We start from the raw sequence: 26,475 nt of genomic DNA on the forward strand, positions 1-26,475 counted from the left end.
TGTGCTGTCTTTTAGGACGCAATGGCGGGGCAAGCCGCTCCTACAGGTACACCACAATCCTGTGGGAGCGGGCTTGCCCCGCGATGCGCCACTCAGAACTTGTAGTTGGCGCTGACGACTACGTTGCGCTCATCGCCGTAGTAGCACCAGAAGCCATCACAGTTCGACAGGTATTCCTTGTTGAACACGTTCTTGGCTTCCACCGCCACGGTCAGCCCTTTCATGCTGTTGTCCAGGCGCCCCAGGTCGTAGTGCACCGACGCATCGTAGACGGTGTAGGAGCCCACGTGCCCCAGGTCGGTGTTGGCGGTGTTGCCGTAGGTGTCGCCCACGTAACGTACGCCACCGCCGATGCCGAAGCCATCCAGCAACCCCTGGTGCCAGGTGTAGTCGGCCCACAGGGTTGCCTGGTTGCGGGGTATCAGCGCCATGCGGTTGCCCTTGTCGTTACCTTTGAGAATCTCGGTATCGGTGTAGGTGTACGAGGCGATGGTCTTGAGGTTCTCGGTCAGCTGGCTGGTCGCCTCCAGCTCCAGGCCACGCACCTGCAACTGACCGACCTGACGGGTGATGCTGCCTTCGGTGACGTTCACGTTCTTCTGGCGCAGATCGTACACCGCCGCAGTAAGCAGGGTTTGACTCCCGACCGGCTGGAACTTCACCCCGACCTCGTACTGGCGTCCTTCGGTAGGCTTGAACGAGGTGGTGGAACTGACGTTGGCACCGATAGCCGGCTGGAACGACTCGGTGTAGGAGAAGTATGGGGTGATGCCGTTGTCGAATACGTAGCTCAGGCCTATGTTGCCGCTGAAGGCCTTGTCGCGCTCGGTGCTGGTGGCGTCGTTGCTGTTGTGGAACACGGTGCCGGTGTGAATCCAATCCTCACGCCCGCCGAGCGTCAGGCGCCAGTTGTCCAAGGCCATCTGGTCCTGCACGTATAGGCCGGTCTGGCGGGTCTTCTGACCGAAGTCCTGCAAGGCGAAGTAGGTGACCTGCGACATGTCTGCGCCATATATCGGGCGCACCACGTTGATCGGCGGCACACCCATGCCGTAAAGCCACTGATAGTTGGTGTTCGAGCGCTGGTGGTCCAGGCCCAGCAGCAGGGTGTGGTCGATGGCACCGGTCTGGAAGTTAGCCTGGAAGTTGTTGTCCACGGCGAACTGGCTGATGTCTTCGTTGACGATGCCCGACTCGCGGTTGACGTTGCCGTTGGCGTCGACACTGTTGAAGGTGTTTACGTTGACCGCCTGGAACGACAGGTCGCTCTTGGTGTAGCGCAGGTTCTGGCGGAACTGCCAGGTGTCGTTGAAGCGGTGCTCGAGCGCATAGCCCAGAGCGTAGTAGGTGCGGTCGTAGAAGTCCCAGTCCGGCTCGCCGAGGTTCTTGTGGTGGGAAATCTTGCCTACTGGCGAGGACAGCTTGGTGCCCTGTAGTGGCAGAAACTGCCCGGTAATGCCGGTATCGTCGCGGGTGTATTGCGACAGGAAGGTCAGCTTGGTGTCGTCGTTGATATTCCAGGTCAGGCTTGGGGCGATGTTGTAGCGTTTGTCCGGAATGTGGTCGACCGGGGCATTGCTGTCACGCACGGTGCCACTGACGCGGTAGAGGAACTGGCCCCCGTCGTCGATCTTGCCGGTGCTGTCGAAGTTGATCTGCTTGTGCTCGTTGCTGCCGACCTGGGCTTCGACCTGGTGCGCGCTCTCGGCTTGCGGGCGGCGGCTGACCATGTCGAGCATGCCGCCGGGTGGGGTCTGGCCGTACACCGACGATGCCGGGCCGCGCAGCACGGTGATGCGTTCCAGGTTCCAGGGCTCGATCTTCGGGTTGGCGAACGACCCCTTTGGCAGCGGCAGGCCATCGAGGAACTGGGTTGGGTCGAAGCCGCGCACGCGCAACCAGTCGGCGCGCGAGTCGGAGCCGTAGCCGCTGCTCTGCACACCGGCGGTGTAGCGCAGGGCATCGTTGAGGTTGAGCACCTGGCGGTCGTCGAGCTGCTGGCGGGTGATCACCGACAGCGAGCGCGGGGTCTCGACGACGGGGGTATCGGTCTTGGTGCCGGCGGCGGTGCGGGTGGCGACATAGCCGCTGACCGCGCCCCATGCACTCTCGTATTCAGTGTTGGCGTTGATCGCGGTTTCTGGCAGGGCCACGCTGCCTTCCGGGGCGGCCACCAGGCTGTAGCTGCCGGCGCTGCTCTGCTGCAGTTGCAGGCCGGTGCCACGCAGGGCGGCGTGCAGTGCGCCGAGAGCGTCGTACTGGCCGCTGACCGGGGCTGAAGTGCGGCCGTTGACCAACGCCGGGTCCAGGGCCAGGGCGATTCCGCCTTGGCTGGCGATCTGGTTCAGCGTGGTGGACAACGCGGCGGCGGGCAGGTCGTATGCCCGCACGCTGGACTGCTCGGCAGCCAGCAGCATGGGGCTGACCAGGGGGGTGGCAAGGCCGATGGCCAGGGCCATCAGGCTGGGACGCAGGTAAGACTCGACAGCACGGGACATGCAGTGGCTCCTAGACGGATAAGTGCTAACTGCTTCCTTGCCGAGCGAGATTTGGAAAGTGACAGGGGCTATTTGAAAAAAGTTTGCCTGCACGGCTTCGCTGGATTCAGCGAGGCCTTACCGTCACCCACCAGGGCGTCCGCTGTTCGATCTTCACCGGCAGTGCCGGCACCAGCGAGGCCAGTGCCAGATCGATATCGGTCAGCGGGAAGCTGCCGGTCACGCGCAGGTTGGCCACCTCATCCGACACCCCCAGGTGCCCGCTACGATAACGACCGAGCTCGGCGACCAGGTCTGCCAGGCGCACGTTGTCTACCACCAGCATGCCGCGGGTCCAGGCGTCGGCTCCGGCGCTGACTGGACCTACCAGGCCGAGGCCGTTGCTGTGCATCAAGACTTGCTGGCCCTCGTTCAGCACCTCTTCGTTACCCGTGTTGCGCGGTTGCGCAGCAACCTGGGCCTGCAGCACCTCAAGGCGTGTGCCGGCGGTTTCGCGTTTGACCAGAAAGCGCGTACCCAGTGGGCGCAGTCGGCCATCGTCGGTGCGTACCCACAAGGGGCGCGGATCGTCGTGGCCGGTTTCCACGGAGATTTCCCCCTGGTGCAGCACGATCACCCGCTGTTCGCCCGCGTAGTCGATGTCCACTGCGGTATGGGTGTCCAGGCTCAGCAGCGTGCCGTCCTCCAGGCGCAGGGTGCGCAGCTCGCCGGTTCCGGTACGTTGATCGGCCAGCCAGTAGCTGGGCGCCAGCGATGGGGCGCCGACCCAGGCCAGCAGGCCACCGAGCAGGAACATCCCGGCCAGCCCGCCGCCGAGTTTGCCAACCCGCTGACGCAGGCCGGCGCGTGATTGCAGCAGGGCGTGGCGGGCGGGGCCTGCAGCCGCGCCCACGCGTTGATCGAGCATGCCGAGCTGGAACCAGGCGCGGGCATGTTCCTCGCTGGCGGCGTGCCAGCGCGTGAATTCGTGGCGCTCATCGGCCGTGCCGTCGCCGCCCTCCAGGCACAGTTTCCAGGCGATGGCGGCTTCCAGGACCTTGGCCGAGACCGGCGTATTGCTCACGTCGGCTCCCCATACAACGCCACGTAGCACTGACGCATGCCTTGGGCGATGTACTGGCGCACCCGCGACACCGACACCCCCAGGCGCTCGGCGATCTCGGCATGGCCCATGCCGTCCAGGCGGTTGTACAGGAACGCCGTGCGTGCCTTGCTCGACAGTTTGCACAGCAGGCGGTCGATGGCCTTGAGGTCTTCGAGGATCAGGTGCTGGGTCTCTGGCGAAGGCTGCTCGGCTTCAGGCAGCAGCGACAGCTCGGCAAGGTAGGCCTGCTCCAGGGCGGCACGCCGGAAATGGTCGAACAGCAGGCCCTTGGCCACGGCGACGAGAAACGCCCGGGGTTCGCGAGGCGTGATCAGTTGCTCGCGGCCGAGCAGGCGCACGAAGGTGTCCTGGCTGAGGTCTTCGGCGCGCTGGCGGCAGGCTGTGCTGCGCTGCAGCCAGGCAAGCAGCCAGCTGCGGTGGTCGCGGTACAGGCTGCCGACCAGCTCGGCATGTGGGCTGTGCGCAGACGACAAAGGCGTTCCCCGGGGAAGAATGCGTTATATAACGATAATGATTCGCGATTGTGGCAGAGGAGGGAGGGGGGATGCAATTGACGCTGGTCAGAATGCCAGCAGGAGCGGATTTACCCGTGAAACGATCACCATCTGCCTACAGGCCATGGCTGTGCACAGCCCGCCGCCGCCACTGCCTCAGCCGCTGTTCCAGTTGCAACGGGCTGTCCAGTTGCTGGCGTCGTGCCTGGCTGAACAGGATCAAGGCCAGTTCGGCGGTGACCTGGGCGTCGGCGCTGGCATGATGGCGCGCCTGTACCTCGAGGCCGAAGCGCGCCACCCAATCGTCCAGGCTTGCTTCACGCAGCACCGTGTCGGGGTTGAGCATAGGCGCCAGTTCCGCCACGTCGATGAACACCTGCTGCAGACGATGGCCCAGGGTGTCCTTCAGGGCGCGGGCCAGCATGCCCTGGTCGAATGGGGCGTGGAAGGCCAGCACCGGGCTGTCGCCAATGAACTCCAGCAACTCGACGAAGGCTTCGGCCGGGTCGGTACCCGCCGCCAGGGCGCTGGGCCCCAGGCCATGGATCAGCACGCTGGCGTTGGTCTTCTGCTCGGGACGCCGCAGGGTGCGTTCGAACTGGCGGCCCAGGTCGATGCCGCCGTCCTCGATGGCCACGGCCCCGATCGACAACACTTGGTCGCGATTCAGGTTGAGGCCGCTGGTCTCCAGGTCCAGTACCACCCAGCGCTGCTCGCGCAGCGTCTGCATGCTGGACGGCATCGGGCGCGGCAGCAGCGCCAGGCGCTGGCGCAGGTCGGCGTCGAGAGTGGGCGGGTTGGGGCGCAGCCAGGCGAACAGCTTCATAACTGGTACCGCTGCGCCAGGCTGCTCTGCAGGCGCTGGGCCTGGCGCAGCGATTCACGCAGGATGCGCCGGTCCAGATGGTTGAGGCTGTCCGGGTCGACGCGGTTGGAGTAGGCCAGGTTGTCGCGACTCTGGCGCTGGTGCTGCTGCATGCGGGTCTGCTGGATGAAGTGATAGGCCTCTTCGAAGGCGGCGCCGTCGAGGGCATCGATGACGCCCTTGGCCACCAGTTGGCGCAAGCGTTCCAGCGTGTTGTTGGCAGCGATGCCGTTGGCCAGGGCGAGCAGGCGGGCGCCATCGACGAAGGGGGTCAGGCCCTGGACCTTGAGGTCGAGGGTGGCAGCCTTGTCGTTGCCCTGGCGGGTCAGCACGAACTCGCGCAGGCGCCCGACCGGCGGGCGCTGGCGCAGGGCGTTGTCAGCCATCATGCGCTGGAAGATGCGGTTGTCGGCAACCTGGGCGAGGATGCCCTGGCGAAGCGCTTCGCAGCCTTGCTCGTCGCCCCAGACCACGCGCAGGTCGAAATAGATGCTTGAGCCCAGCAGGTTTTCCGGGCTGGCTTCGCGGATGAAACCGGCAAAGCGCCGTGCCCATTCGGCACGCGACAGGCACAGCTCGGGGTTGCCGGCCATGACATTGCCCTTGCACAGGGTGAAGCCGCACTGGGCGAGGTTGTGGTTGATGTATTGCGCCAGTGGCAGCAGGCGCGCGCGGATGGCATCGGCTTCGGCGCTGTCGCGGGCCTCGAAGAGAATGCCATTGTCCTGGTCGGTGTGCAGGGTCTGCTCGCGGCGTCCTTCGCTGCCGAAGCACAGCCAACTGAACGCCACGCCGGGGTCGCCGCGTTCGGCCAGCGCCAGTTCGATGACCCGGCACACGGTGTGGTCGTTGAGCAGGGTGATGATCTGGGTGATCTGCGTCGAGGAAGCGCCATGGGCGAGCATGCGCTCGACCAGTTGGCCGATCTCGCCGCGCAATGCCACCAGTACCTCCAGGCGCGGCGCGTGACGGATGGTGCGCGCCAGGTGCACCAGGTCGACCCGCTGCAGGGAGAACAGGTCGCGCTCGGACACCACCCCACACAGGCGACCGTTGTCGACCAGGCAGACATGCGCGATATGCCGCTCGGTCATCGCCATGGCGGCATCGAAGGCGCTGGCCTGGGGGCTGAGGTAGAACGGTGCGGCGGTCATGTGCCGGTCGATCGGTGCGCTGAGTTCGGCGCTGGCGTCGGCGACCACCTGGCGCAGGTCGCGCAGGGTGAAGATGCCGATGGGGAAGCGCTGCTCATCGACGATGGCAATGCTCCCCACCTGTTGTTCGTGCATCGACCTTACCGCGTCGCGCAGCGGCGTGTCGGGCGTGCACACCACCGGGTGACGCATGGCCAGCTCGCCCAGCGGCGTATTGAGCGAATACTGCGTGCCCAGGGTTTCCACGGCGCGCTGGCGCACCTGCTGGTTGACCTGGTCGAGCAGGCTGCTGACGCCACGCAGGGCGAAGTCGCGAAACACACCGGACAACGAGAACACGCGGATGAACGCCGCCTTGTTCAATTGCAGGCAGAAGGTGTCTTCGCCGGCCAGGTGTTCGGTGCGCGTGGCCCGTTCGCCGAGCAGTGCGGCCAGGGGGAAGCATTCGCCGCTGGCGATCTCGAAGGTGGTTTCCACGCCGGGGCCGGTGACATGCTGGCGCTCGCCCATCACCCGGCCCTGCTTGACGATGTAGAAGTGTTCCACGGGTCCGTCGGCAGGCTTGATGATGCTTTCGCCGCTGGCATAGAAACGCAGTTGGCACTGTTCCACCAGGTAGGCGAGGTGGCCCTGTTCCATCTGGTTGAACGGCGGGAAGCGCTGCAGAAACTGCAGCGTCCCCTGGATATTCTGCAGCACCGCTGTCCTGCCGGCCTGGGTGTAGGCGTCCTTTTTGCTCATGAAGCTGACCGTATCGCTACGCCGAACTATATATATCTATCTATAGGTATCGGCTTTGTTGTTTTCGGCCTCCATGGTCGGCTGGCTGCCCGTGGATGCCCATTGGACGTAAGTCTATCGGTGAGAGTCGCTGTCAAGGATCCGACGAAAGGTGGGTAGGCTACGCCGGTTTTCGCGGTCCTAAACCTAGCACGAGATTTTTTTGACGAGATGGCGATGGCTGAGCATGACGAAATACTGAGTGACGCCGAGCGCGAGGCGTTGGCCGTGGTGAGCGCGCCAGTGGCGCCCAGGCCGGTGGTGCTGGTGGTGGACGACAACCCGGTGAACAGCGAGGCCCTGAGCCTGTACCTGAAAAGCCGTGGCATCGACTGCATGGTGGCCGATGGTGCGCAGGAGGCGATGTTCAAGCTGCACTACGAACCGCGCATCGCGCTGATGATCACCGATCTGCGCATGGAGCCCGAGGATGGCCTGGAGCTGATTCGGCAGATTCGCGACTCGGACCGGGCGGCGTTGTCGATCATCGTGGTCTCGGGCGACACCGATGTAAAAGAGGCGGTGGACGTGATGCACCTGGGGGTGGTGGATTTTCTGCTTAAACCGGTGGATCTGGGGAAATTGCTGGAGTTGGTGAAAAAAGAATTGAAGATCGAGTGATGCAGGACTAGGGCTGCTTCGCAGCCCAATCGCGGCACAAGGCCGCTCCTACAGGTACGGCGCAAGCTTCGAACCTTGCTCTGTGCCTGTGGGAGCGGCCTTGTGCCGCGATTGGGCCGCAAAGCGACCCCCGTCGTAGATGTAACTTACAGCCCGTTACGCGCCTTGAACTCGCGACGGCGGCGATGCAGGACCGGCTCGGTGTAACCGTTCGGCTGCTTCGCACCTTCGACGACCAGCTCGACCGCGGCCTGGAACGCGATGTTGTCATCGAAGTTCGGCGCCATCGGGCGGTACTGGGCGTCGCCCGCGTTCTGCTTGTCGACCACCGCCGCCATGCGCTTGAGGCTTTCCAGCACCTGCGCCTGGGTGACGATGCCATGGCGCAGCCAGTTGGCCAGCAACTGGGCGGAAATGCGCAGGGTGGCGCGGTCTTCCATCAGCCCGACGTTGTTGATGTCCGGCACCTTCGAGCAGCCCACGCCGTGGTCGATCCAGCGTACGACATAGCCGAGGATGCCCTGGGCGTTGTTGTCCAGCTCGTTGCGGATCTCGTCGGCCGACCAGTTGGTGTTGGCCGCCAGCGGAATGGTCAGGATGTCGTCCACCGAGGCCGGGGTACGCGAGGCCAGCTCGCGCTGACGTGCCTGGACGTCGACCTTGTGGTAGTGCAGCGCGTGCAGGGTCGCGGCGGTTGGCGAAGGGACCCAGGCAGTGTTGGCGCCGGACAGCGGGTGGGCGATCTTCTGCTCGAGCATCGCCGCCATCAGGTCAGGCATGGCCCACATGCCCTTGCCGATCTGGGCACGGCCTTGCAGGCCGGTGGCCAGGCCGATGTCGACGTTGTTGTTCTCGTACGCGCCGATCCACTTCTCGCTCTTCATGGCGCCTTTGCGCACCATGGCGCCGGCTTCCATCGAGGTGTGGATCTCATCGCCAGTGCGGTCGAGGAAGCCGGTGTTGATGAACACCACGCGCTCGGCTGCCGACTTGATGCAGGCCTTGAGGTTGACCGTGGTACGGCGTTCCTCGTCCATGATGCCGACCTTGACGGTGTTGCGCGGCATGCCCAGCAGGTCTTCGACGCGGCTGAAGATCTCGGCGGCGAACGCCACTTCTTCAGGGCCGTGCATCTTCGGCTTGACGATGTACACGCTGCCGGTACGGGTGTTCTTGCGGCTGGTGTTGCCGTTGAGGTTGTGCAGGGCGATCAGGTTGGTGAACAGGCCGTCCTGGATACCTTCGGGAACTTCGTTGCCCTGGGCATCGAGGATCGCCGGGTTGGTCATCAGGTGACCGACGTTACGCACGAACAGCAGCGAACGGCCGTGCAGGGTGACGCTGCCGCCGTTGGGCGCTGCGTACTCGCGGTCGGGGTTCATGGTCCGGGTGAAGGTCTTGCCGCCCTTGCTCACGCTTTCGGCCAGGTCGCCTTTCATCAGGCCCAGCCAGTTGCGGTAGACGACGACCTTGTCGTTGGCATCGACGGCGGCGACAGAGTCTTCGCAGTCCATGATGGTGGTCAGTGCCGACTCCATCAGGATGTCTTTCACGCCGGCGGCGTCAGTGCTGCCGACCGGGGTGCTGGCGTCGACCTGGATCTCGAAGTGCAGGCCGTTGTGCTTGAGCAGCACGGCCGTCGGTGCTGCGGCGTCGCCCTGGAAGCCGATCAGCTGGGCGTCGTCGCGCAGGCCGCTGTTGCTGCCGCCCTTGAGGGCGACGACCAGCTTGCCGGCGTCGATGCGATAGCCGGTGGAGTCGACGTGGGAGCCGGCAGCCAGGGGCGCGGCTTCATCGAGGAAGGCGCGGGCGAAGGCGATGACCTTGTCGCCGCGTACCTTGTTGTAGCCCTGGCCTTTTTCGGCGCCGCCTTCTTCGCTGATGGCGTCGGTGCCATACAGTGCGTCATACAGCGAGCCCCAGCGGGCGTTGGCGGCGTTCAGGGCGAAACGTGCGTTCATCACCGGCACCACCAGCTGCGGGCCGGCCATGTGGGCGATTTCTTCATCGACGTTTTGCGTGGTGGCCTGGAAATCGTCGGCTTGTGGCAGCAGATAGCCGATTTCCTGGAGGAATGCTTTGTAGGTCGCGGCGTCGTGGGCCTGACCCTGGCGTGCCTGGTGCCAGGCATCGATCTTGGCTTGCAGCTCGTCACGCTTGGCGAGCAGGGCTTTGTTCTTTGGAGCGAGGTCGTTGATGATCTTCTCTGCACCGGCCCAGAACTGCTCGGCGACGATGCCGGTCCCTGCAATGGCTTCGTCATTGACGAAGTCGTACAGGACCTTGGCGACCTGAAGGCCACCGACTTGAACGTATCCAGTCATTGCTTGCCTCACTCTGCTCAGCTATTTCGCTCTTCTGTATTAAGCCTGTAGCGCTTCTCTAAACACGCGGCCAGTACATGCCCTCGTCATGCAGCCCGAGCGCGGCTGGGTGCAGCCTGCCAGACAGGCTGGCGGGCGATTCGCGTATTTTCACAGGCGCCTTGGCAGACATCCAAACGACGTTTTGTAGTCCGCGCTGGCGCATACTACATGATGCAGTAGGCGGGTGAACATCAGACTAAAAGCGTCGTTGTGCGACCTATTGGTCGCATCGGGTCACGCTGGAAGGCAGTATGTTCGCAAAAAACCTGTGGATTGTTCCAGATAAATCTCTAAACGGTACACGATTTGTTGCGTGGTCCGCCCTGCGGCAGGTTGCCGCGCCTTGCCTATACTGATTCGATGCCCTTGTACGCGCAGGTAGAGGAGTGGCCCGTGGATCATCTTGTACTCACCGTGATCGCCCCTGACAAGGCCGGACAGGTCGAACGCATCGCCCAGTGCATCGCCGATCACAACGGCAACTGGCTGGAAAGCCGCATGTCGCGCATGGCCGGGCAGTTCGCCGGGATCCTGCGGGTTGCGGTGCCGGCGGAAAACTACGACGAGTTGGTCGAGTCGCTGCAGAAGCTGGGCGATCATGGCATTCGCGTGCTGATTGCCGAGAGCGGCATCGAGCCATCCTGCACCTGGAAGCCGATCGCGATGGAGCTGGTGGGCAATGATCGCCCGGGGATCGTTCGCGATATTACCCGGCTGCTGGCGGATCAGGGGGTCAACCTGGAGCGCTTTACCACCGAGGTGCGTCCGGCACCGATGAGCAGCGAGCCGCTGTTCCACGCCGATGCCTTGCTGGCCTTGCCGCTGACCTTGTCGCTGGATGACCTGCAGCAGAAGCTGGAAAGCCTCGCCGATGATCTGATGGTGGAGTTGAAGCTCAGGCCGGAGGAATAGCAGGTTATCCCCGGTTTAACGGGGAAGCCCCTGTGGATAACCTGAGGGTACTCCCCGCCAGCCCCGACCAATCGCGGGCTGCACCGGATTGAGCAAAAAATGTCCATATTTCAGGGGGTTGTGCACAAAGCACGGGGATCAGGGTGTGGATAACCTCTGGAGACCTTGCTGCAGGCCACGCTTTCCGTGGCCTGCAGAGGCTTGATCGTTTTTTGATCAGGCGCGTTTGCGCAGGCTCAGCCAGGCATCGACGCTGTAGATCGCCAGGCCCGCCCAGATGAACATGAACGCGATCAGCGTGCTCGAGGACAGGTGCTCGCCGAACAGCAGCACCGCCTGCAGCAGCACCAGGGTCGGCGCCAGGTATTGCAGGAAGCCCAGGGTGGTGTAGGGCAGGTGGCGCGCGGCGGCGTTGAAGCACACCAGCGGCACCAGCGTGACCGGGCCCGCAGCCATCAACCACAGCGCTTCGCTGCTGCTGAAGAACGCGAGGTTGGCGCTGTTGGCCTGCGGATGCAGCAGCAGCCAGCCCAGTGCCAATGGCACCAGCATCCAGGTCTCCACAACCAGCCCCGGCAGCGCCGCCACCGGCGCCTGCTTGCGAATCAGGCCGTAGAAACCGAACGACAGCGCCAGCCCCAGCGACACCCAGGGCAGGCCACCGACCTGCCACACCTGTTGCGCCACCCCCGCCGCCGCCAGCCCGACCGCCAGCCATTGCAGGCGGCGCAGGCGTTCGCCCAACAGGAGCATGCCCAGCAGCACGTTGACCAGCGGGTTGATGTAGTAACCCAGGCTGGCCTCGAGCATGCGACCGTTGTTCACGGCCCACACGTAGGTCAGCCAGTTGCCTGCGATCAGCGCGCCGCTCAGGGCCAGGATCGCCAGGCGCCGCGGGTTGTCGCGCAGCTCTCGCCACCAGCCCGGGTGTTTCCACACCAGCAGCAGGAGCGAACCGAACAGCGCCGACCACAGTACCCGGTGGACGATGATCTCTACCGCCGGGACGCTCTGGATAGCTTTGAAGTAGAGGGGGAACAGGCCCCAGATGATGTAGGCGCTGAGGCCCAGGATGTACCCGCGCTGCGGGTTTGCGGCGTGCATGCAGATTCCTTGCTTTGGCAGCTGATATCGCGGCGCCTATTGTAGACAGGTGACGCCTTGCAACTAGAACAATTTCAGTGGCGCTTCATCCAGTGCGGCCATCTGCTCGCGCAGGGCCAGGATCTGGTCGCCCCAGTAGCGCGGCTGGCCGAACCAGGGGAAGCTGCGCGGGAACGCCGGGTCGTCCCAGCGCCGTGCCAGCCAGGCGCTGTGATGCAACTGGCGCAAGGCGCGCAGCGGCTCGATCAGCGCCAGTTGGCGCGGGTCGAAATCGTGGAACTCGTCGTACCCGTCGACCAGTTCGGCCAACTGGGCCAACCGCTCTTCGCGGCTGCCGGCCAGCATCATCCACACGTCTTGCACCGCTGGCCCCATGCGGCAGTCGTCGAGGTCGACGACGTGATAGATGTCGTCGCGGTGCATCAGGTTGCCGGCGTGACAGTCGCCATGCAGGCGGATCGCCTCGAAGGGCGTGCGTTGGTAGATATCCTCGACCCGCTTGAGCAGGTCGCGGGCCACCGACTCGAACGCCGGCAGCAGCTCGCGCGGGACGAAATCGCCGTCGAGCAGGGTCTTGAGCGAGGCATGGCCGAAGTTGTCTACAGCCAGCGTCTCGCGATGCTCGAATGGGCGCGTGGCGCCGACGGCATGCAGACGTCCGAGCAATTGCCCGAGGCGATACAACTGGTCGAGGTTGCCGGGTTCGGGCGCATGGCCGCCGCGGCGGGGGAACAGGGTGAAGCGAAAGCCCAGGTGCTCGAACAGGCTGCGACCGTCATGCTGAAGCGGGGCGACAACCGGCACCTCGTGCTCGGCCAGTTCGAAGCTGAAGCGGTGTTCCTCGAGGATGGCCGCATCGCTCCAGCGCCCGGGGCGGTAGAACTTGGCGATCAGCGGTTGTTCACCTTCGATGCCCACCTGATAGACGCGGTTCTCATAGCTGTTGAGCGCCAGCACCCGGGCATCGCTGAGAAAGCCCAGGCTTTCGACGGCGTCCAGGACCAGGTCGGGGGTGAGGGTATCGAAGGGGTGGGACATGGGAGCTCCGGCAGGGGAATGCATGCGTGGCATGGTAACGCATTCCATGGTTGCTTCAGGTGCCAAGGCTCCCAGCATTCCTGGACTGCCCCCAAGGGTTGGATGTGTGTCCAACTTCTTGGGGGCAGTCCATCCTGTGGGAGCGGGCTCGTCCCGCGATCGGGCGCGAAGCGGCCGTAAACCAGCCACTACAATGCTTCAGGCCCATCACGTCGCATGCCAGGTAGCCGCTTCGGGTGATCGCGGTGCGAGCCCGCTCCAACGCATTGCGCGTTACACCGGCACCCCCAGCAGCACGAGCGACGGATGAAACTGCGCCCGCACCCTGCTGCCGACCACGATTGCCTGCTGCTGCAGCCATTGCGGTTCGGCAAAGGCGCACAGTGTCTGCCCGTTCTCCAGCGCCAGCCGCATTTCACTGCCGCCGCCTTCATCGGCCAGCACTTCGTCGACCTGGGCGTGCAGGCAATTGCTCTCGGCGTCTGGCTGATCAGCGTCAGTCAGCACGTTCACCCAGCCGGCCTTGAGCAGGGCCACCACCGTGCTTCCCAGTGTCAGCTCCAGCCGTTCGGTACTGTCCCGGGTGATCAGCGCATCGATTTCCAGGCCGCCGCCCAGTGCCAGGCTGACCCGGTCGTAACGCCCCTCGCGGCGCATTCCGCTGATCTGCCCGCGCAATTGATTGCGAGCGCTGGTGCGCAGCATCAGGCGGCCGAGCAGGTCGAGGTCGCTGTGTTCTTCGGTGGATTCGAGGATTTCGCTCTGCAACGCCTGGAGACGCTGATACAGGCGCAAGACCCGCTCGCCCTCCGTCGACAGCTTGGCGCCGCCACCGCCACGCCCGCCGGCACTGCGCTCGACCAACGGCTGGGCGGCGAGGTTGTTGAGCTCGTCGATGGCATCCCAGGCGCTCTTGTAACTGATCCCGGCCGCCTTGGCGGCGCGGGTGATCGAGCCTTGTTCAGCGATGTGCTGCAACAGGGCGATGCGCTGCGGGCGACGGAAGATGTGCTGGGCAAGCAGGGCGGGCAGGGACATGGGGCAGGTTACCGGCGGTGTGATGCGGCGAAAGTGCCTTCGAGACCGAGTCTAGTCAACCCCGCCGGGCCTGGGCGTGCGTGCCAGGCAATACACATCGACCCGGCGCGCCCCGGCCTTGCGCAGCAGGCTCGCCAGCGCTCGGGCAGTGGCACCGGTGGTCAGCACGTCGTCGACCAGGGCCACATGGCATCCGTCGAGCGCGGCGTGCGGTGCGATGGCGAAGGCCTGGCGCAGGTTACGCCAGCGCGCCTTGGCGTCGAGGGTCTGCTGCGCCGCAGTGTCGCGTGGGCGCAGTAGCACGCGCTCGTCGCAGGGGATGTGCAACTGGCTCGACAGCCAGCGGGCGAGCATGGCGGCCTGGTTGAAGCCGCGTTGGCGCAGTCGACGTGCAGCCAGTGGCACGGGCAACAGCTGGTCGGGTTTTGTCAGGCCTTCGTCATAGCGATGCTGCAGGGCCTGCGCCAGCAGATCCGCCAGCAACCGCCCCAGCGGCCACTGGCTGCGGTGCTTGAAGCGGCTGATTGCAGTATCCAACGGATACCCGTAGTGCCACGGCGCGATGACCTGCTCGAAAGGCGGTGGCCTGCGGCTGCACTGGCCACAGGTCATCGCCCGCATCGCCAGTGGCAGCGCGCAGCGCGTGCAATGTTCGTCGAGCCAGGGCAGCTCATGCTCGCAGGCCGGGCACAGGGGATACGCCTGTTGCGCAGGTTCGTCGCAGAGCAAGCAGAATTGTTTAATATTTATCCACTTGTAAACCAGTGATTTTATGTTTGGTTGACAGTGCATGGACCTTCCCTGACTATGCGAGCTATCCGTGAAGCGCTGGCGGGCTTTCCTGTCCCGGCGCCTGTCAGAGCCTAGATAAGGAAACGCCGATGAGCGCCAGCACAAATGCAACAACACGTCACGACTGGTCCCTGGCCGAGGTCAGGGCGCTGTTCCAGCAGCCGTTCAACGACCTGTTGTTCCAGGCGCAGACCGTGCACCGCGCGCACTTCGACCCAAACCGCGTGCAAGTCTCGACCCTGCTGTCGATCAAGACCGGCGCCTGCCCGGAAGATTGCAAATATTGTCCGCAGTCCGGCCACTACAACACCGGGCTGGAAAAACAGAAGCTGATGGAAGTGCAGAAAGTGCTGGAAGAGGCTGCCCGGGCCAAGGCCATCGGCTCGACCCGCTTCTGCATGGGCGCCGCCTGGAAGCACCCCTCCGCCAAGGATATGCCCTACGTGCTGGAGATGGTCAAAGGGGTCAAGGCCCTGGGCCTGGAAACCTGCATGACCCTCGGCAAGCTCGATCAGGACCAGACCCTGGCACTCGCCCAGGCGGGTCTGGACTACTACAACCACAACCTCGACACCTCGCCGGACTTCTACACCAGCATCATCACCACCCGCACCTACAGCGAGCGCCTGCAGACCCTCGCCTATGTGCGCGACGCCGGGATGAAGATCTGCTCCGGCGGCATTCTCGGCATGGGCGAGTCGCTGGACGACCGCGCAGGCCTGCTGATCCAGCTCGCCAACCTGCCCGAGCACCCGGAGTCGGTGCCGATCAACATGCTGGTGAAGGTGGCCGGTACGCCGCTGGCCAACGCCGAAGATGTCGACCCGTTCGACTTCATCCGCATGCTGGCGGTAGCCCGCATCCTTATGCCCAAGTCGCATGTACGCCTGTCCGCGGGCCGTGAGCAGATGAACGAGCAGATGCAGGCCCTGGCCTTCATGGCCGGTGCCAACTCGATCTTCTACGGCGAGAAACTGCTGACCACCGCCAACCCGCAGGCCGACAAGGACATGCAACTGTTCGCCCGCCTCGGGATCAAGCCTGAAGAGCGCGAAGAGCATGCCGACGAAGTGCACCAGGCGGCCATCGAGCAGGCGCTGGTCGAGCAGCGCAGCAGCGAGATGTTCTACAACGCCGCATCGGCCTGAGCATGGCCTTCGATCTGGCGGCACGCCTGGCCGAACGGCGCGCCGCGGACCTGTATCGGCAGCGTCCCCTGCTGCAGAGCCCGCAAGGCCCGGAAGTGGTGGTCGATGGGCAACGCCTGTTGGCGTTCTGCAGCAACGACTACCTCGGGCTGGCCAGCCACCCCGAGGTGATCGCTGCCTGGCGTGACGGTGCCGAGCGCTGGGGCGTCGGTGGCGGTGCCTCGCACCTGGTGGTCGGCCACAGTACGCCGCACCATGAGGTCGAAGAGGCCATCGCCGAGTTGACCGGACGTCCGCGTGCGTTGTTGTTCACCACCGGCTACATGGCCAATCTAGGTGCTATCACGGCGTTGGTGGGGCAGGGCGATACGGTGCTGCAGGACCGCCTCAACCATGCCTCCCTGCTCGACGGCGGGCTGCTCAGCGGCGCCCGCTTCAGCCGCTACCTGCACAACGATCCGGCCAGCCTGGCGAACCGCCTGGATAAAGCGACCGGTGACACGCTGGTGGTCACCGACGGCGTGTTCAGCATGGACGGCGATCTTGCCGACCTGCCCGCCCTGGCTGCAGTGGCGCGTCCGCACGGCGCCTGGCTGATGGTCGACGATGCCCATGGTTTCGGCACCTTGGGCGCCAATGGCGGCGGTATCGTCGAGCACTTCGGGTTGGGCATCGACCAGGTGCCGGTGCTGATCGGCACGCTCGGCAAGGCCTGCGGTACTGCCGGCGCGTTCGTCGCGGGCAGCGATGACCTGATCGAGGCGCTGGTGCAGTTCGCCCGTCCCTACATCTACACTACCAGTCAGCCGCCGGCACTGGCCTGCGCAACGCTGAAAAGCCTGCAACTGCTGCGTGACGAACGCTGGCGGCGCGAGCACCTTGGCGCGTTGATCCGCCAGTTCCGCCAGGGGGCGCAGCAGATCGGCCTGGCATTGATGGACAGCCCGACCGCGATCCAGCCGATCCTGGTTGGCGATGCGGCGCGGGCACTGACGCTGTCGAAGATGCTGCGCGCGCGGGGTTTGCTGGTCACCGCGATCCGCCCGCCAACCGTACCGGCCGGCGGTGCACGCCTGCGGGTAACCTTGAGCGCCGCGCACAGCGAAGCGCAGGTCCAGCTATTGTTGAATGCATTGGCCGAGTGTCATGCACAGCTGGAGTCCGCCGATGCGTAACCGACTGATCCTCCTGCCCGGCTGGGGGCTGGGCACTGCTTCACTGGAACCCCTGGCTGCCAGCCTGCGGGCACAGGATCCACGCCTGCAGATCGAACTGGCGCCGTTACCGGAACTGGCCGACGATGACGTCCAGGCCTGGGTCGATCACCTCGACCGCAAGCTGCCGACGGATGTCTGGCTGGGCGGCTGGTCGCTGGGCGGCATGCTGGCCAGCGTCCTGGCGCACAAGCGCGGCGACCACTGCTGCGGCTTGCTGACGTTGGCCAGCAACCCCAGTTTCGTGGCCCGGCCCGACTGGCCCCACGGCATGGCCGAGGACACCTTCGGCACCTTCCTCGATGGTTGTCGCAGCCACCCCCAGGTCACCCTCAAGCGATTCCGTACGCTGTGCAGCGAGGGCGCGCAGCAACCCCGCACCTTGCTGCGCCAGCTTGGCGTGGGCGTGCCGGACACCGACCCCTTGTACCTGGCCACCGGCCTGCAAGTGCTGGCCAGGCTGGACACCCGTCAGGCGCTCGAACAGTACGGCGGCCCACAACTGCACCTGTTCGCCGGCAGCGATGCCCTGGTGCCGGCGGATGCGGCCAAGGCGCTCAGCGAGCTGCTGCCGGATGTCGAAGTCGGCCTGGTCGAAGACAGTTCCCACGCGTTCCTGCAGGAGTACCCACAGGAGCTGGCGGCGGGTATCAAGAGTTTCTTGCATGAGAGTGGTGATGACTGATCTTTCCCGCCCGATCCTGCCCGGTGCCCTGCCGGACAAGCGCCAGGTGGCGGCCTCGTTCTCCCGCGCGGCGGCCAGCTATGACAGCGTTGCCGCCCTGCAGCGCGCGGTGGGTGAGGCTTTGCTCGCGCGCTTGCCGACGTCGATGACGCCGACCCGCTGGCTCGACCTGGGCAGCGGTACTGGCCATTTCAGCCGGGCCCTGGCCGCCCGCTTCGAGGCTGCCCACGGTGTGGCGGTGGATATCGCCGAAGGCATGTTGGGCCATGCTCGCGAGCAGGGCGGGGCGCATCATCACGTGGCGGGCGATGCCGAGCGTCTGCCGCTGCGCGATGATGCTTTCGACTTGGTGTTCTCCAGCCTGGCGGTGCAGTGGTGCGACCAGTTCGCCAGCGTGCTGGCCGAAGCCCGGCGCGTGTTGCGACCGGGTGGGGTGCTGGCGTTCAGCAGCCTGTGTGTCGGCACGCTGGAGGAGTTGCGTGCCAGTTGGCAGGCGGTGGATGGGATGGTGCATGTCAATCGGTTCCGGCGCTTCGAGGATTACCAGCGCCTGTGCGCCGACAGCGGCCTGACCCTGCTTGGGCTGGAGCGCCTGCCCCATGTACTGCACTACCCGGACGTACGCAGCCTGACCCACGAACTCAAGGCCCTTGGTGCGCACAACCTGAACCCCGGCCGCCCCTCGGGCCTGACCGGGCGTGCGCGCATGCAGGGCCTGCTCCAGGCCTACGAGCGATTCCGCGACAGCGAGGGGCTGCCAGCCACCTACCAGGTGGTCTATGGGGTGTTGCGCAAAGGCGAAGAGGAGTGACATGAGCCAGGCCTATTTCATCGCCGGTACCGACACCGATGTCGGCAAGACCACCATCGCCGCCGGGCTGCTGCGTGCAGCACGTAACCTTGGGCGCAGCACACTGGCTGCCAAGCCTGTGGCGTCCGGATGCACGGTCAGCCCCAAGGGGCTGCGCAACAGTGATGCGCTGGCGCTGATCGACGAAAGCTCGATCAAGCTGCCTTATGAGCAGGTCAATCCCTTCGCTTTCGAACCGGCCATCGCCCCGCATGTGGCTGCACGCGAAGCCGGTGTGGCACTGAGCGTGCCGACGCTGCGTGACGCCATGCAGCAAGTACTGGCGCACGGCGCCGACTTCACCCTGATCGAGGGTGCGGGTGGCTGGCGGGTGCCCTTGTCCGATCATGCCAACCTGTCCGACCTGGCGATTGCCTTGAAGCTGCCGGTGATCCTGGTGGTGGGGGTGCGCCTGGGTTGCATCAACCATGCGCTGCTCAGTGCCGAGGCCATCGCCCGCGATGGGCTGCAACTGGCGGGGTGGGTGGCCAATATCGTCGATCCCCGGACTTCGCGGCTAGAAGAGAACCTGGCGAGCCTCGCCGAGCGTCTGCCGGCGCCATGCCTGGGGCGGGTGCCGTGGCTGAAACCTGCCGCAGCCGAGGCGGTGGCCGAGCATCTGGATCTGGACCTGCTTGACTGACCGCTCGGTGAACATCCGGTTACGAAAAATGCCCTGATTCTATTAGATGGCACTGGGCTATTAAGGATTTAAACGGGTAATTTCCTTTCCGGGCTGTTTTAATTGAGGCCTCTTCCTTCACCCAGTCTTGTGGAGTCCTGATATGGAAATCACCGGCAGCTCTGCTTTCTACGCAGGCCTCGGCGCCATCCAGAACGGGCAGAACCGTGTCGACCAGGCCGCCGGCCAGATCGCCAGCAATGGCGTCGAGCGCGCAGGCACCAGCCAGTCCACCAGCTATCAGGCCGAGCGCCTGCGTGGTGTAGACCGCAGCCAGCAGCAAGACCTGGCCACCAGCACTGTGCAGCTCGCCCTGGGCAAGCATGAAGTCGAACTGGGCGTGAAAGTCGCCAAGGCCTCCGACGAAATGCTCGGTCGGTTCATCGACACCTACGCCTGACTGCATAACCGTCGGCCAAGCACCTGTGGGAGCGGGTTTACCCGCGAACAAACCAGACACCATTGCGTGGCCTGGTTGATTCGCGGGTAAACCCGCTCCCACAGGCGCTTTGGGCCGATGAATCAAGCGCTGGCATAAATGCCATCGTTCGCGACCGAATTGGCACCATCGTCCCTTCTTGACATTGCCCTGAGCTAAACGTAAGTTTCAAACAACTGTTTGACCGAAAGCCGCCAAGAGCTGGTTGGTACCCGCGGTCTCCCCAACGAACTCAGCCCAGAGGTTCATCGCCATGCCTGAATACAAAGCCCCCTTGCGTGATATTCGCTTCGTCCGTGACGAGCTGCTCGGCTATGAAGCGCACTATCAGAGCCTGCCGGGTTGCCAGGATGCTACGCCGGACATGGTCGATGCGATCCTCGAGGAAGGTGCCAAGTTCTGTGAGCAGGTGCTGGCCCCGCTGAACCGTGTCGGCGACCTGGAAGGCTGCACCTGGAGCGAGTCGGGCGTGAAGACCCCGACCGGCTTCAAGGAAGCCTACAAGCAGTTCGTCGAAGGTGGCTGGCCGAGCCTGGCCCATGACGTCGAGCACGGCGGCCAGGGCCTGCCAGAGTCGCTGGGCCTGACCCTGAGCGAGATGGTCGGCGAGTCGAACTGGTCCTGGGGCATGTACCCAGGCCTGTCGCACGGCGCGATGAACACCATCTCCGAGCACGGCACCCCCGAGCAACAGGAAACCTACCTGACCAAGCTGGTGTCCGGCGAATGGACCGGCACCATGTGCCTGACCGAGCCGCACTGCGGCACCGACCTGGGCATGCTGCGCACCAAGGCCGAGCCGCAGGCCGATGGCAGCTACAAGGTATCCGGCACCAAGATCTTCATCTCGGCCGGCGAGCACGACATGGCCGACAACATCGTCCACATCGTGCTGGCGCGCCTGCCCGATGCTCCGGCCGGCACCAAGGGCATTTCGCTGTTCATCGTGCCCAAGTTCCTGCCGAACGCCGAAGGCGGTGTAGGCGAGCGCAACGGCGTGAGCTGCGGCTCGCTCGAGCACAAGATGGGCATCCACGGTAACGCCACCTGCGTGATGAACTTCGACGCGGCCACCGGTTACCTGATCGGCCCGGCCAACAAAGGCCTGAACTGCATGTTCACCTTCATGAACACCGCGCGCCTGGGCACTGCACTGCAAGGCCTGGCTCACGCCGAAGTGGCCTTCCAGGGTGGCCTGAAGTATGCCCGCGACCGTCTGCAGATGCGTTCCCTGACCGGCCCGAAAGCACCGGAAAAGGCCGCTGACCCGATCATCGTCCACCCGGACGTGCGCCGCATGCTGCTGACCATGAAAGCCTTCGCCGAAGGCAACCGCGCAATGGTTTACTTCACCGCCAAACAGGTGGACATCGTCAAGTACAGCCAGGACGAGGAAGAGCGCAAGAAGGCCGATGCACTGCTGGCCTTCCTGACCCCGATCGCCAAGGCGTTCATGACCGAAGTCGGTTTCGAGGCCGCCAACCATGGCGTGCAGATCTACGGTGGCCACGGTTTCATCGCCGAATGGGGCATGGAGCAGAACGTGCGCGACAGCCGTATCTCGATGCTGTACGAAGGCACCACCGGCATCCAGGCCCTCGACCTGCTCGGCCGCAAGGTGCTGATGACCCAGGGCGAGGCGCTCAAGGGCTTCACCAAGATCGTCCACAAGTTCTGCCAGGGCCAGGAAGGTAACGAAGCCACCAAGGAGTTCGTCGAGCCGCTGGCTGCGCTGAACAAGGAATGGGGCGAGCTGACCATGAAGATCGGCATGGCCGCCATGAAAGACCGCGAGGAAGTCGGTGCCGCGTCCGTGGACTACCTGATGTACTCCGGTTACGCGTGCCTGGCGTACTTCTGGGCCGACATCGCCCGCCTGGCGGCCGAGAAGCTGGCGGCCGGTACCGCTGAAGAGGCGTTCTACACTGCCAAGCTGCAGACCGCGCGCTTCTACTTCCAGCGCATCCTGCCGCGCACCCGCACGCATGTGGCGGCCATCCTGTCGGGTGCCAACAACCTGATGGCGATGAAAGAAGAAGACTTCGGTCTGTCGATCTGACGCCTGAGGCTGTACGGAAAAACGCCTGCCATTATCGGCAGGCGTTTTTTTTTGCCCGCCCTAGTTGCATCCGGTAACGAGAAAACCTCAAGACTCGCCACCCGCCTGCCGTTAAACCCTTCTGTTGTATTCATCTATTCATGTGCGCTGCCGATGAAGTAAGGGCACAATGCCATTATTGATCTGCCGGGTCGGAGATTACCCTTGTTTCGTCTATCCGCTGTCCGCGCCAGCCACTTCCTGCCTTCGATCCTGCTGTTGCTGTCGGGGCTTGCGGCGGCCTACGTCAGGGACCTGAGCGTGTTCTTCACGTCCCTGTTCAACGTGCTGCCTACCCTGGTGCTGCTGCTCGGCGGTGCCTACTGTGCGGTGTATCGCCGCCAGCGCGAACTGTTCCTGATGGTTACGGTGTACATCGCCTACTTCCTGCTCGATACCCAGACCGATTACTACCGCGATCACGGCCAGGTCCGCGAAGACGCTGCAGTCGTGTTTCACCTGGTGTGCCTGTTGCTGCCTGCGCTGTTCGGCCTGTTCGGCGCCTGGCAGGAGCGCACCCACCTGGCCCAGGACATGCTTGCTCGCTTCGCCGTGCTGTTCGCGGTTGGCAGCGTGACCCTGGCGCTGGAGCAGAGTTACCCACAGGCGCTGCTGACGTGGCTGGCAGAGATCCGCTGGCCGTCGCTGCATGGGCAGTGGATGAGCCTGATCCAGTTGGCCTACCCGTTGTTCCTGGGCGTGTTCATCCTGCTGGTGGTGCAGTACCTGCGCGAGCCCCGGCCATTGCACGCCGCGCAGATCACCGGCCTGGTGGGGATCTTCTGGATGCTGCCGCAGACGTTCATCCTGCCCTTCACCCTGAACATCATGTGCAGCCAGGTGATGCTGATGATCGCCGCAGCGGTCTCCCACGAGGCCTACCAGATGGCGTTTCGCGATGAGCTGACCGGGCTTCCTGGCCGCCGCGCGCTGAACGAACGCATGCAGCGCCTGGGCCGCAACTATGTGATCGCCATGGCCGACGTGGATCACTTCAAGAAATTCAACGACACCCATGGCCACGACGTTGGCGACCAAGTGCTGCGCCTGGTCGCCAGTCGACTGTCCAAGGTGACCGGGGGTGGGCGTGCCTATCGCTATGGCGGTGAGGAGTTCGCCCTGGTGTTCGCCGGCCAGACTGCCGAAGAATGCCTGCCGCACCTGGAGGCGGTGCGCGAGATGATCGCCAACTATGCCATCCAGTTGCGCGACCAGAACAACCGCCCGCAGGATGATTCCACCGGGCGCCAGCGACGGGCAGGGTCGGCAGGCAACACGGTGTCGGTGACCATCAGTATCGGCGTCGCCGAGCGCCTGCCGGAGCACCGCAACCCGGAAGAGGTGCTCAAGTCCGCCGACCAGGCGCTCTACAGCGCCAAGGCTGCAGGGCGCAACTGTGTGATGCTGTCGGGGCAGACCGCGCGGCGCGGGGCGGTTCGCACGGCGTGACCATATCGGACTATATGGTCGAGTGATGACCCTATGTCTCGTAAAAGTTGTTCGGTTACACTGGCCTCAACCCAGTGCGCGGCCCCTGGTGGCCGCCCCGACTCTGCTAACGAGAGGTTGTCATGGCCGACTATAAAGCGCCCCTGCGCGATATGCGCTTCGTACTCAATGAAGTCTTCAAGGTTTCCGAACTCTGGGCTCAACTGCCGGGCCTGGCGGACGTCGTCGATGCCGAGACCGCCCTGGCCGTGCTGGAAGAGGCCGGCAAGGTCACCAGCAAGAGCATCGCGCCGCTGAGCCGCGCCGCTGATGAAGAAGGCTGTCACTGGGACAACGGCGCGGTCCGCACCCCGGCCGGGTTCATCGAGGCTTACCAGACCTACGCCGAAGGCGGCTGGGTCGGTGTCGGCGGGGATCCGCTGTTTGGTGGCATGGGCATGCCCAAGGCCATCTCGGCCCAGGTCGAGGAAATGGTCAACGCCTCGAGCCTGTCGTTCGGGCTGTATCCGATGCTCACCGCAGGTGCCTGCCTGTCGATCAACGCCCACGCCAGCGAAGCGTTGAAGGAAAAGTATCTGCCGAACATGTACGCCGGCGTCTGGGCCGGCTCCATGTGCCTGACCGAGCCCCATGCCGGCACCGACCTGGGCATCATCCGCACCAAGGCCGAGCCGCAGGCTGACGGCAGCTACAAGGTCAGCGGCACCAAGATCTTCATCACCGGTGGCGAGCACGACCTGACCGAAAACATCATCCATCTGGTGCTGGCCAAGCTGCCGGATGCGCCGGCCGGTCCGAAAGGCATCTCGCTGTTCCTGGTGCCCAAGTTCCTTGTCAACGACGACGGCAGCCTGGGTGCGCGCAACCCGGCCACCTGTGGCTCGATCGAACACAAGATGGGCATCCAGGCTTCGGCCACCTGTGTGATGAACTTCGACGAGGCGGTCGGCTATATCGTCGGTGAGCCGAACAAAGGCCTGGCGGCGATGTTCACCATGATGAACTACGAGCGCCTGGGTGTCGGTATCCAGGGCCTGGCGTCGGCCGAGCGCTCCTACCAGAATGCCGTCGAATACGCCCGCGACCGCTTGCAGAGCCGTGCGCCGACGGGCCCGCAAGCCAAGGACAAGGTCGCCGACCCGATCATCGTCCACCCCGACGTGCGTCGCATGCTGCTTACCATGAAAGCGCTGACCGAAGGCGGTCGGGCGTTTTCCACCTATGTCGCGATGCAACTGGACAGCGCCAAGTTCAGCGAAGACGCCGCTACCCGCAAACGCAGCGAGGAACTGGTGGCCTTGCTGACGCCGGTGGCCAAGGCCTTCCTCACCGACCTCGGCCTGGAATGCACCGTACATGGCCAGCAGGTGTTCGGTGGACACGGCTACATCCGCGAATGGGGCCAGGAGCAGTTGGTGCGCGATGTGCGCATCACGCAGATCTACGAAGGCACCAACGGCATCCAGGCCCTGGACCTGATGGGGCGCAAGGTGGTGGCCAGCGGTGGCGCTTACTACCGTCTGTTCGCGGACGAGATCCGCGAGTTCATCCGCACCACCGACGTCGAGTTCAGCCAGCCGCTGGGTACTGCGCTGGATCAGCTCGACGGCTTGACCGAATGGGTGCTGGAGCGGGCCAAAGGCAACCCCAACGAAATTGGTGCCGCCTCGGTCGAGTACCTGCATGCGTTCGGCTACGTGGCCTATGGCTACATGTGGGCACTGATGGCCCGTGCTGCGCAGGTAGGTGAGGGCGACGAGGCCTTCTATGGCGCGAAGCTTGGGACGGCGCGCTTCTACTTCGCCCGCCTGCTGCCAAGGCTGGATTCGTTGGTGGCTTCGGTGAAGGCGGGCAGCGAGTCGTTGTACTTGCTGGATGCCGCGCAATTCTGATCGAGGGCCGGGGTTTACGCGTGCGAACAGGACGTTCTGAAAACCTCGGCTTTGTAAGCTTTTTCCTACATCACGTGGTGACTTTTCTCCTCTTTCCTAAGATTGGATCCACGGTTAATCTTTCTTACATGGACGGAGCGCAGGAAGCGCAAAGGACAGAACAGGGACACGTAGGATTTCCCGCCAGGATGGTGGGACGATAAGGATGTCAGGGAAACAGTCTGGAGAACCCCGCCTCGGCGGGGTTTTCTTTGTCTGGCGTTTTTACCCGTTGCGGCCGTCCAGCGCCGGGACGCCCACCTGGCGAGCATCGCTCTCCTCCTCCAGCAGGGTGCGCAGCAATTCCACCGACGCCTGCTGGCGTTGGGCATCGCGAAATACCAGGCCCACCTTGAGCGGAACCCGTGGCTCGCTCAGGGGTTTCCACAGCAGTGCCTGATCGTCTTCGGCCGCTTCCTTGGCACGCCCCGGAAGGATGGTCGCCAGGGCGGTATTGGCCAGGCTGTCGAGAATCCCGCCCATGTTGTTCATCTCTGCCTGCACCTGCGGCCTGCGCCCGAGATTGGCCAGTTGCGCCTTCCAGATCTGCCGGATCTGGAATTCCTCCCCCAGCATCAGCAGCGGTAATTCGGCGGCTTGTCTGATCGAGACCTTCTTGAAGTCTTTCAGTGGATGCGTATTGGGGATGACAAGCTGCAGTTCATCTTCGTACAACAACAGCCCATGCAGCCCTGGCTGACGTGGCGGCAGGTAGCTGATACCGATATCCAGGCTGCCGTTGAGCAGCCGCCGCTCGATTTCCAGCCCCGACAACTCGTAGATCTGCACGACCAGGTGTGGCTGGGCCTTGCGCAGTTTCTCCAGCAGCCGCGGCACCAGGCTCGGGCGTACGGTCTGCAGTACGCCGATGGCCAGGGTGCGCAAGGACTGGCCCTTGAACCCCTGCATGGCTTCCTGGGCGCGCTGCAGCCCGTCGAGCAGGGGCAGCGCATGGTTGTAGAGAGTGTGCGCGGCGAGGGTTGGCAGCAAGCGCTTGTTGCTGCGTTCGAACAGGTTCAGGTCAAGGCTGTGCTCAAGCTGGCGGATCTGTTGCGACAGTGCCGGTTGCGACAGTGACAGGCGCTCGGCAGCCCGGCCCACATGGCCTTCTTCATAGACCGCGACGAAATAACGCAGTTGACGAAAATCCATAAGAAATACTTATCGAAAAAGCTGGAAAAACGAAATGGCCGCGAAGCGCCGGTACGCCTA

The 26,475-nt window shown here is 64.2% G+C and carries 22 protein-coding genes; 11 read left to right on the top strand and 11 right to left on the bottom strand.

Annotation, left to right across the window (positions count from 1 at the left end):
• Positions 1-92: 92 nt before the first annotated feature.
• From ACPZMI_RS12920 to ACPZMI_RS12940, 5 genes are all read right to left on the bottom strand, one after another.
• Entirely contained in the window at positions 93-2,498 is a 2,406-nt protein-coding gene (locus ACPZMI_RS12920) for a TonB-dependent siderophore receptor (protein WP_426352363.1), read from the bottom strand.
• Positions 2,499-2,604: 106 nt separating this feature from the next.
• A complete protein-coding gene (locus tag ACPZMI_RS12925) occupies positions 2,605-3,561 on the bottom strand; it encodes a FecR domain-containing protein (protein WP_288375787.1) in 957 nt (318 codons plus the stop codon).
• On the bottom strand, positions 3,558-4,076 hold the full coding sequence (locus tag ACPZMI_RS12930; protein ID WP_186667501.1) for an RNA polymerase sigma factor: 519 nt from the start codon (positions 4,074-4,076) through the stop codon (positions 3,558-3,560). Before ACPZMI_RS12930 ends, ACPZMI_RS12925 begins: the two co-directional genes overlap by 4 nt.
• Before the next feature lie 136 nt (positions 4,077-4,212).
• Positions 4,213-4,923, bottom strand: a complete 711-nt coding sequence (locus ACPZMI_RS12935; protein WP_186667502.1) for a 3'-5' exonuclease — start codon at positions 4,921-4,923, stop codon at positions 4,213-4,215.
• The gene (locus ACPZMI_RS12940; RefSeq protein WP_186709400.1) at positions 4,920-6,857 is read right to left on the bottom strand and encodes a putative nucleotidyltransferase substrate binding domain-containing protein; all 1,938 of its coding nucleotides are present in this window, start codon (positions 6,855-6,857) and stop codon (positions 4,920-4,922) included. The genes ACPZMI_RS12935 and ACPZMI_RS12940 overlap by 4 nt, the downstream gene beginning before the upstream one ends.
• A gap of 216 nt (positions 6,858-7,073) precedes the next feature.
• Between ACPZMI_RS12940 and ACPZMI_RS12945 the strand changes: the two genes are divergently transcribed.
• Entirely contained in the window at positions 7,074-7,517 is a 444-nt protein-coding gene (locus ACPZMI_RS12945) for a response regulator (RefSeq protein ID WP_186709396.1), read from the top strand.
• A gap of 146 nt (positions 7,518-7,663) precedes the next feature.
• Here the strand turns inward: ACPZMI_RS12945 and ACPZMI_RS12950 are convergent, their stop codons facing one another.
• Positions 7,664-9,841 (bottom strand): malate synthase G, encoded by a 2,178-nt coding sequence (locus tag ACPZMI_RS12950; protein ID WP_186720140.1) that lies wholly within the window; start codon positions 9,839-9,841, stop codon positions 7,664-7,666.
• Positions 9,842-10,276: 435 nt separating this feature from the next.
• On the opposite strand from ACPZMI_RS12950, the gene ACPZMI_RS12955 reads away from it, so the two are divergent.
• The gene (locus ACPZMI_RS12955; protein ID WP_186667506.1) at positions 10,277-10,795 is read left to right on the top strand and encodes a glycine cleavage system transcriptional repressor; all 519 of its coding nucleotides are present in this window, start codon (positions 10,277-10,279) and stop codon (positions 10,793-10,795) included.
• A 216-nt stretch (positions 10,796-11,011) separates the two neighbouring features.
• Here the strand turns inward: ACPZMI_RS12955 and rarD are convergent, their stop codons facing one another.
• The 4 genes from rarD to ACPZMI_RS12975 all read right to left on the bottom strand — a co-directional run bounded on the left by rarD (position 11,012) and on the right by ACPZMI_RS12975 (position 14,767).
• The gene (gene rarD / locus ACPZMI_RS12960) at positions 11,012-11,899 is read right to left on the bottom strand and encodes an EamA family transporter RarD (RefSeq protein WP_186667507.1); all 888 of its coding nucleotides are present in this window, start codon (positions 11,897-11,899) and stop codon (positions 11,012-11,014) included.
• Positions 11,900-11,962: 63 nt separating this feature from the next.
• Positions 11,963-12,937: a serine/threonine protein kinase gene (locus ACPZMI_RS12965; protein WP_426352364.1), complete on the bottom strand. Its 975-nt coding sequence runs from the start codon at positions 12,935-12,937 to the stop codon at positions 11,963-11,965.
• A 273-nt stretch (positions 12,938-13,210) separates the two neighbouring features.
• On the bottom strand, positions 13,211-13,975 hold the full coding sequence (locus ACPZMI_RS12970; protein ID WP_426352365.1) for a TOBE domain-containing protein: 765 nt from the start codon (positions 13,973-13,975) through the stop codon (positions 13,211-13,213).
• A gap of 51 nt (positions 13,976-14,026) precedes the next feature.
• A complete protein-coding gene (locus ACPZMI_RS12975) occupies positions 14,027-14,767 on the bottom strand; it encodes a ComF family protein (RefSeq protein WP_186720135.1) in 741 nt (246 codons plus the stop codon).
• A gap of 89 nt (positions 14,768-14,856) precedes the next feature.
• Between ACPZMI_RS12975 and bioB the strand changes: the two genes are divergently transcribed.
• From bioB to ACPZMI_RS13020, 9 genes are all read left to right on the top strand, one after another.
• Positions 14,857-15,915 carry a biotin synthase BioB gene (bioB, locus tag ACPZMI_RS12980; RefSeq protein WP_426352366.1) on the top strand — a complete coding sequence of 353 codons (1,059 nt, stop codon included), beginning with the start codon at positions 14,857-14,859 and terminating at the stop codon, positions 15,913-15,915.
• A 2-nt stretch (positions 15,916-15,917) separates the two neighbouring features.
• Complete coding sequence (bioF, locus tag ACPZMI_RS12985) at positions 15,918-17,090, top strand: 8-amino-7-oxononanoate synthase (protein WP_426352367.1); 1,173 nt, start codon at positions 15,918-15,920, stop codon at positions 17,088-17,090.
• Positions 17,083-17,814: an alpha/beta fold hydrolase gene (locus tag ACPZMI_RS12990; protein WP_426352368.1), complete on the top strand. Its 732-nt coding sequence runs from the start codon at positions 17,083-17,085 to the stop codon at positions 17,812-17,814. The genes bioF and ACPZMI_RS12990 overlap by 8 nt, the downstream gene beginning before the upstream one ends.
• The gene (gene bioC, locus ACPZMI_RS12995) at positions 17,807-18,625 is read left to right on the top strand and encodes a malonyl-ACP O-methyltransferase BioC (protein WP_426352369.1); all 819 of its coding nucleotides are present in this window, start codon (positions 17,807-17,809) and stop codon (positions 18,623-18,625) included. The genes ACPZMI_RS12990 and bioC overlap by 8 nt, the downstream gene beginning before the upstream one ends.
• Position 18,626: 1 nt before the next feature.
• Positions 18,627-19,307, top strand: coding sequence for a dethiobiotin synthase (gene bioD / locus ACPZMI_RS13000; protein ID WP_426352370.1), 681 nt, complete (start codon positions 18,627-18,629; stop codon positions 19,305-19,307).
• A gap of 142 nt (positions 19,308-19,449) precedes the next feature.
• Positions 19,450-19,746, top strand: a complete 297-nt coding sequence (locus ACPZMI_RS13005; RefSeq protein ID WP_186667516.1) for a pyrroloquinoline quinone biosynthesis protein PqqE — start codon at positions 19,450-19,452, stop codon at positions 19,744-19,746.
• Positions 19,747-20,038: 292 nt separating this feature from the next.
• Positions 20,039-21,844 carry a phenylacyl-CoA dehydrogenase gene (locus ACPZMI_RS13010; RefSeq protein ID WP_186667517.1) on the top strand — a complete coding sequence of 602 codons (1,806 nt, stop codon included), beginning with the start codon at positions 20,039-20,041 and terminating at the stop codon, positions 21,842-21,844.
• A 204-nt stretch (positions 21,845-22,048) separates the two neighbouring features.
• A complete protein-coding gene (locus ACPZMI_RS13015) occupies positions 22,049-23,332 on the top strand; it encodes a GGDEF domain-containing protein (protein WP_426352371.1) in 1,284 nt (427 codons plus the stop codon).
• 122 nt (positions 23,333-23,454) lie between these two features.
• A complete protein-coding gene (locus ACPZMI_RS13020; protein ID WP_186667519.1) occupies positions 23,455-25,224 on the top strand; it encodes an acyl-CoA dehydrogenase C-terminal domain-containing protein in 1,770 nt (589 codons plus the stop codon).
• A 264-nt stretch (positions 25,225-25,488) separates the two neighbouring features.
• On the opposite strand, the gene ACPZMI_RS13025 is transcribed toward ACPZMI_RS13020, so the two are convergent.
• Positions 25,489-26,415 carry a LysR family transcriptional regulator gene (locus tag ACPZMI_RS13025; RefSeq protein ID WP_186709385.1) on the bottom strand — a complete coding sequence of 309 codons (927 nt, stop codon included), beginning with the start codon at positions 26,413-26,415 and terminating at the stop codon, positions 25,489-25,491.
• Positions 26,416-26,475: the final 60 nt, after the last annotated feature.

The sequence above is a fragment of the Pseudomonas wayambapalatensis genome (assembly GCF_049942315.1).
GTDB classification, from domain to species: domain Bacteria; phylum Pseudomonadota; class Gammaproteobacteria; order Pseudomonadales; family Pseudomonadaceae; genus Aquipseudomonas; species Aquipseudomonas wayambapalatensis.

Bases quoted from the DNA above. Each gene is read 5' to 3' on its own strand.
- bioF (WP_426352367.1), top strand. From the start codon at position 15,918: ATGGCCTTCGATCTGGCGGCACGCCTGGCCGAACGGCGCGCCGCGGAC.
- bioD (WP_426352370.1), top strand. From the start codon at position 18,627: ATGAGCCAGGCCTATTTCATCGCCGGTACCGACACCGATGTCGGCAAG.
- bioB (WP_426352366.1), top strand. From the start codon at position 14,857: ATGAGCGCCAGCACAAATGCAACAACACGTCACGACTGGTCCCTGGCC.
- ACPZMI_RS12975 (WP_186720135.1), bottom strand. From the start codon at position 14,767: ATGCACTGTCAACCAAACATAAAATCACTGGTTTACAAGTGGATAAAT.
- rarD (WP_186667507.1), bottom strand. From the start codon at position 11,899: ATGCACGCCGCAAACCCGCAGCGCGGGTACATCCTGGGCCTCAGCGCC.
- ACPZMI_RS12970 (WP_426352365.1), bottom strand. From the start codon at position 13,975: ATGTCCCTGCCCGCCCTGCTTGCCCAGCACATCTTCCGTCGCCCGCAG.
- ACPZMI_RS12990 (WP_426352368.1), top strand. From the start codon at position 17,083: ATGCGTAACCGACTGATCCTCCTGCCCGGCTGGGGGCTGGGCACTGCT.
- ACPZMI_RS13020 (WP_186667519.1), top strand. From the start codon at position 23,455: ATGGCCGACTATAAAGCGCCCCTGCGCGATATGCGCTTCGTACTCAAT.
- ACPZMI_RS12920 (WP_426352363.1), bottom strand. From the start codon at position 2,498: ATGTCCCGTGCTGTCGAGTCTTACCTGCGTCCCAGCCTGATGGCCCTG.
- ACPZMI_RS12935 (WP_186667502.1), bottom strand. From the start codon at position 4,923: ATGAAGCTGTTCGCCTGGCTGCGCCCCAACCCGCCCACTCTCGACGCC.
- ACPZMI_RS12965 (WP_426352364.1), bottom strand. From the start codon at position 12,937: ATGTCCCACCCCTTCGATACCCTCACCCCCGACCTGGTCCTGGACGCC.
- ACPZMI_RS13010 (WP_186667517.1), top strand. From the start codon at position 20,039: ATGCCTGAATACAAAGCCCCCTTGCGTGATATTCGCTTCGTCCGTGAC.
- ACPZMI_RS13005 (WP_186667516.1), top strand. From the start codon at position 19,450: ATGGAAATCACCGGCAGCTCTGCTTTCTACGCAGGCCTCGGCGCCATC.
- bioC (WP_426352369.1), top strand. From the start codon at position 17,807: ATGACTGATCTTTCCCGCCCGATCCTGCCCGGTGCCCTGCCGGACAAG.
- ACPZMI_RS12945 (WP_186709396.1), top strand. From the start codon at position 7,074: ATGGCTGAGCATGACGAAATACTGAGTGACGCCGAGCGCGAGGCGTTG.
- ACPZMI_RS13025 (WP_186709385.1), bottom strand. From the start codon at position 26,415: ATGGATTTTCGTCAACTGCGTTATTTCGTCGCGGTCTATGAAGAAGGC.
- ACPZMI_RS12950 (WP_186720140.1), bottom strand. From the start codon at position 9,841: ATGACTGGATACGTTCAAGTCGGTGGCCTTCAGGTCGCCAAGGTCCTG.
- ACPZMI_RS12940 (WP_186709400.1), bottom strand. From the start codon at position 6,857: ATGAGCAAAAAGGACGCCTACACCCAGGCCGGCAGGACAGCGGTGCTG.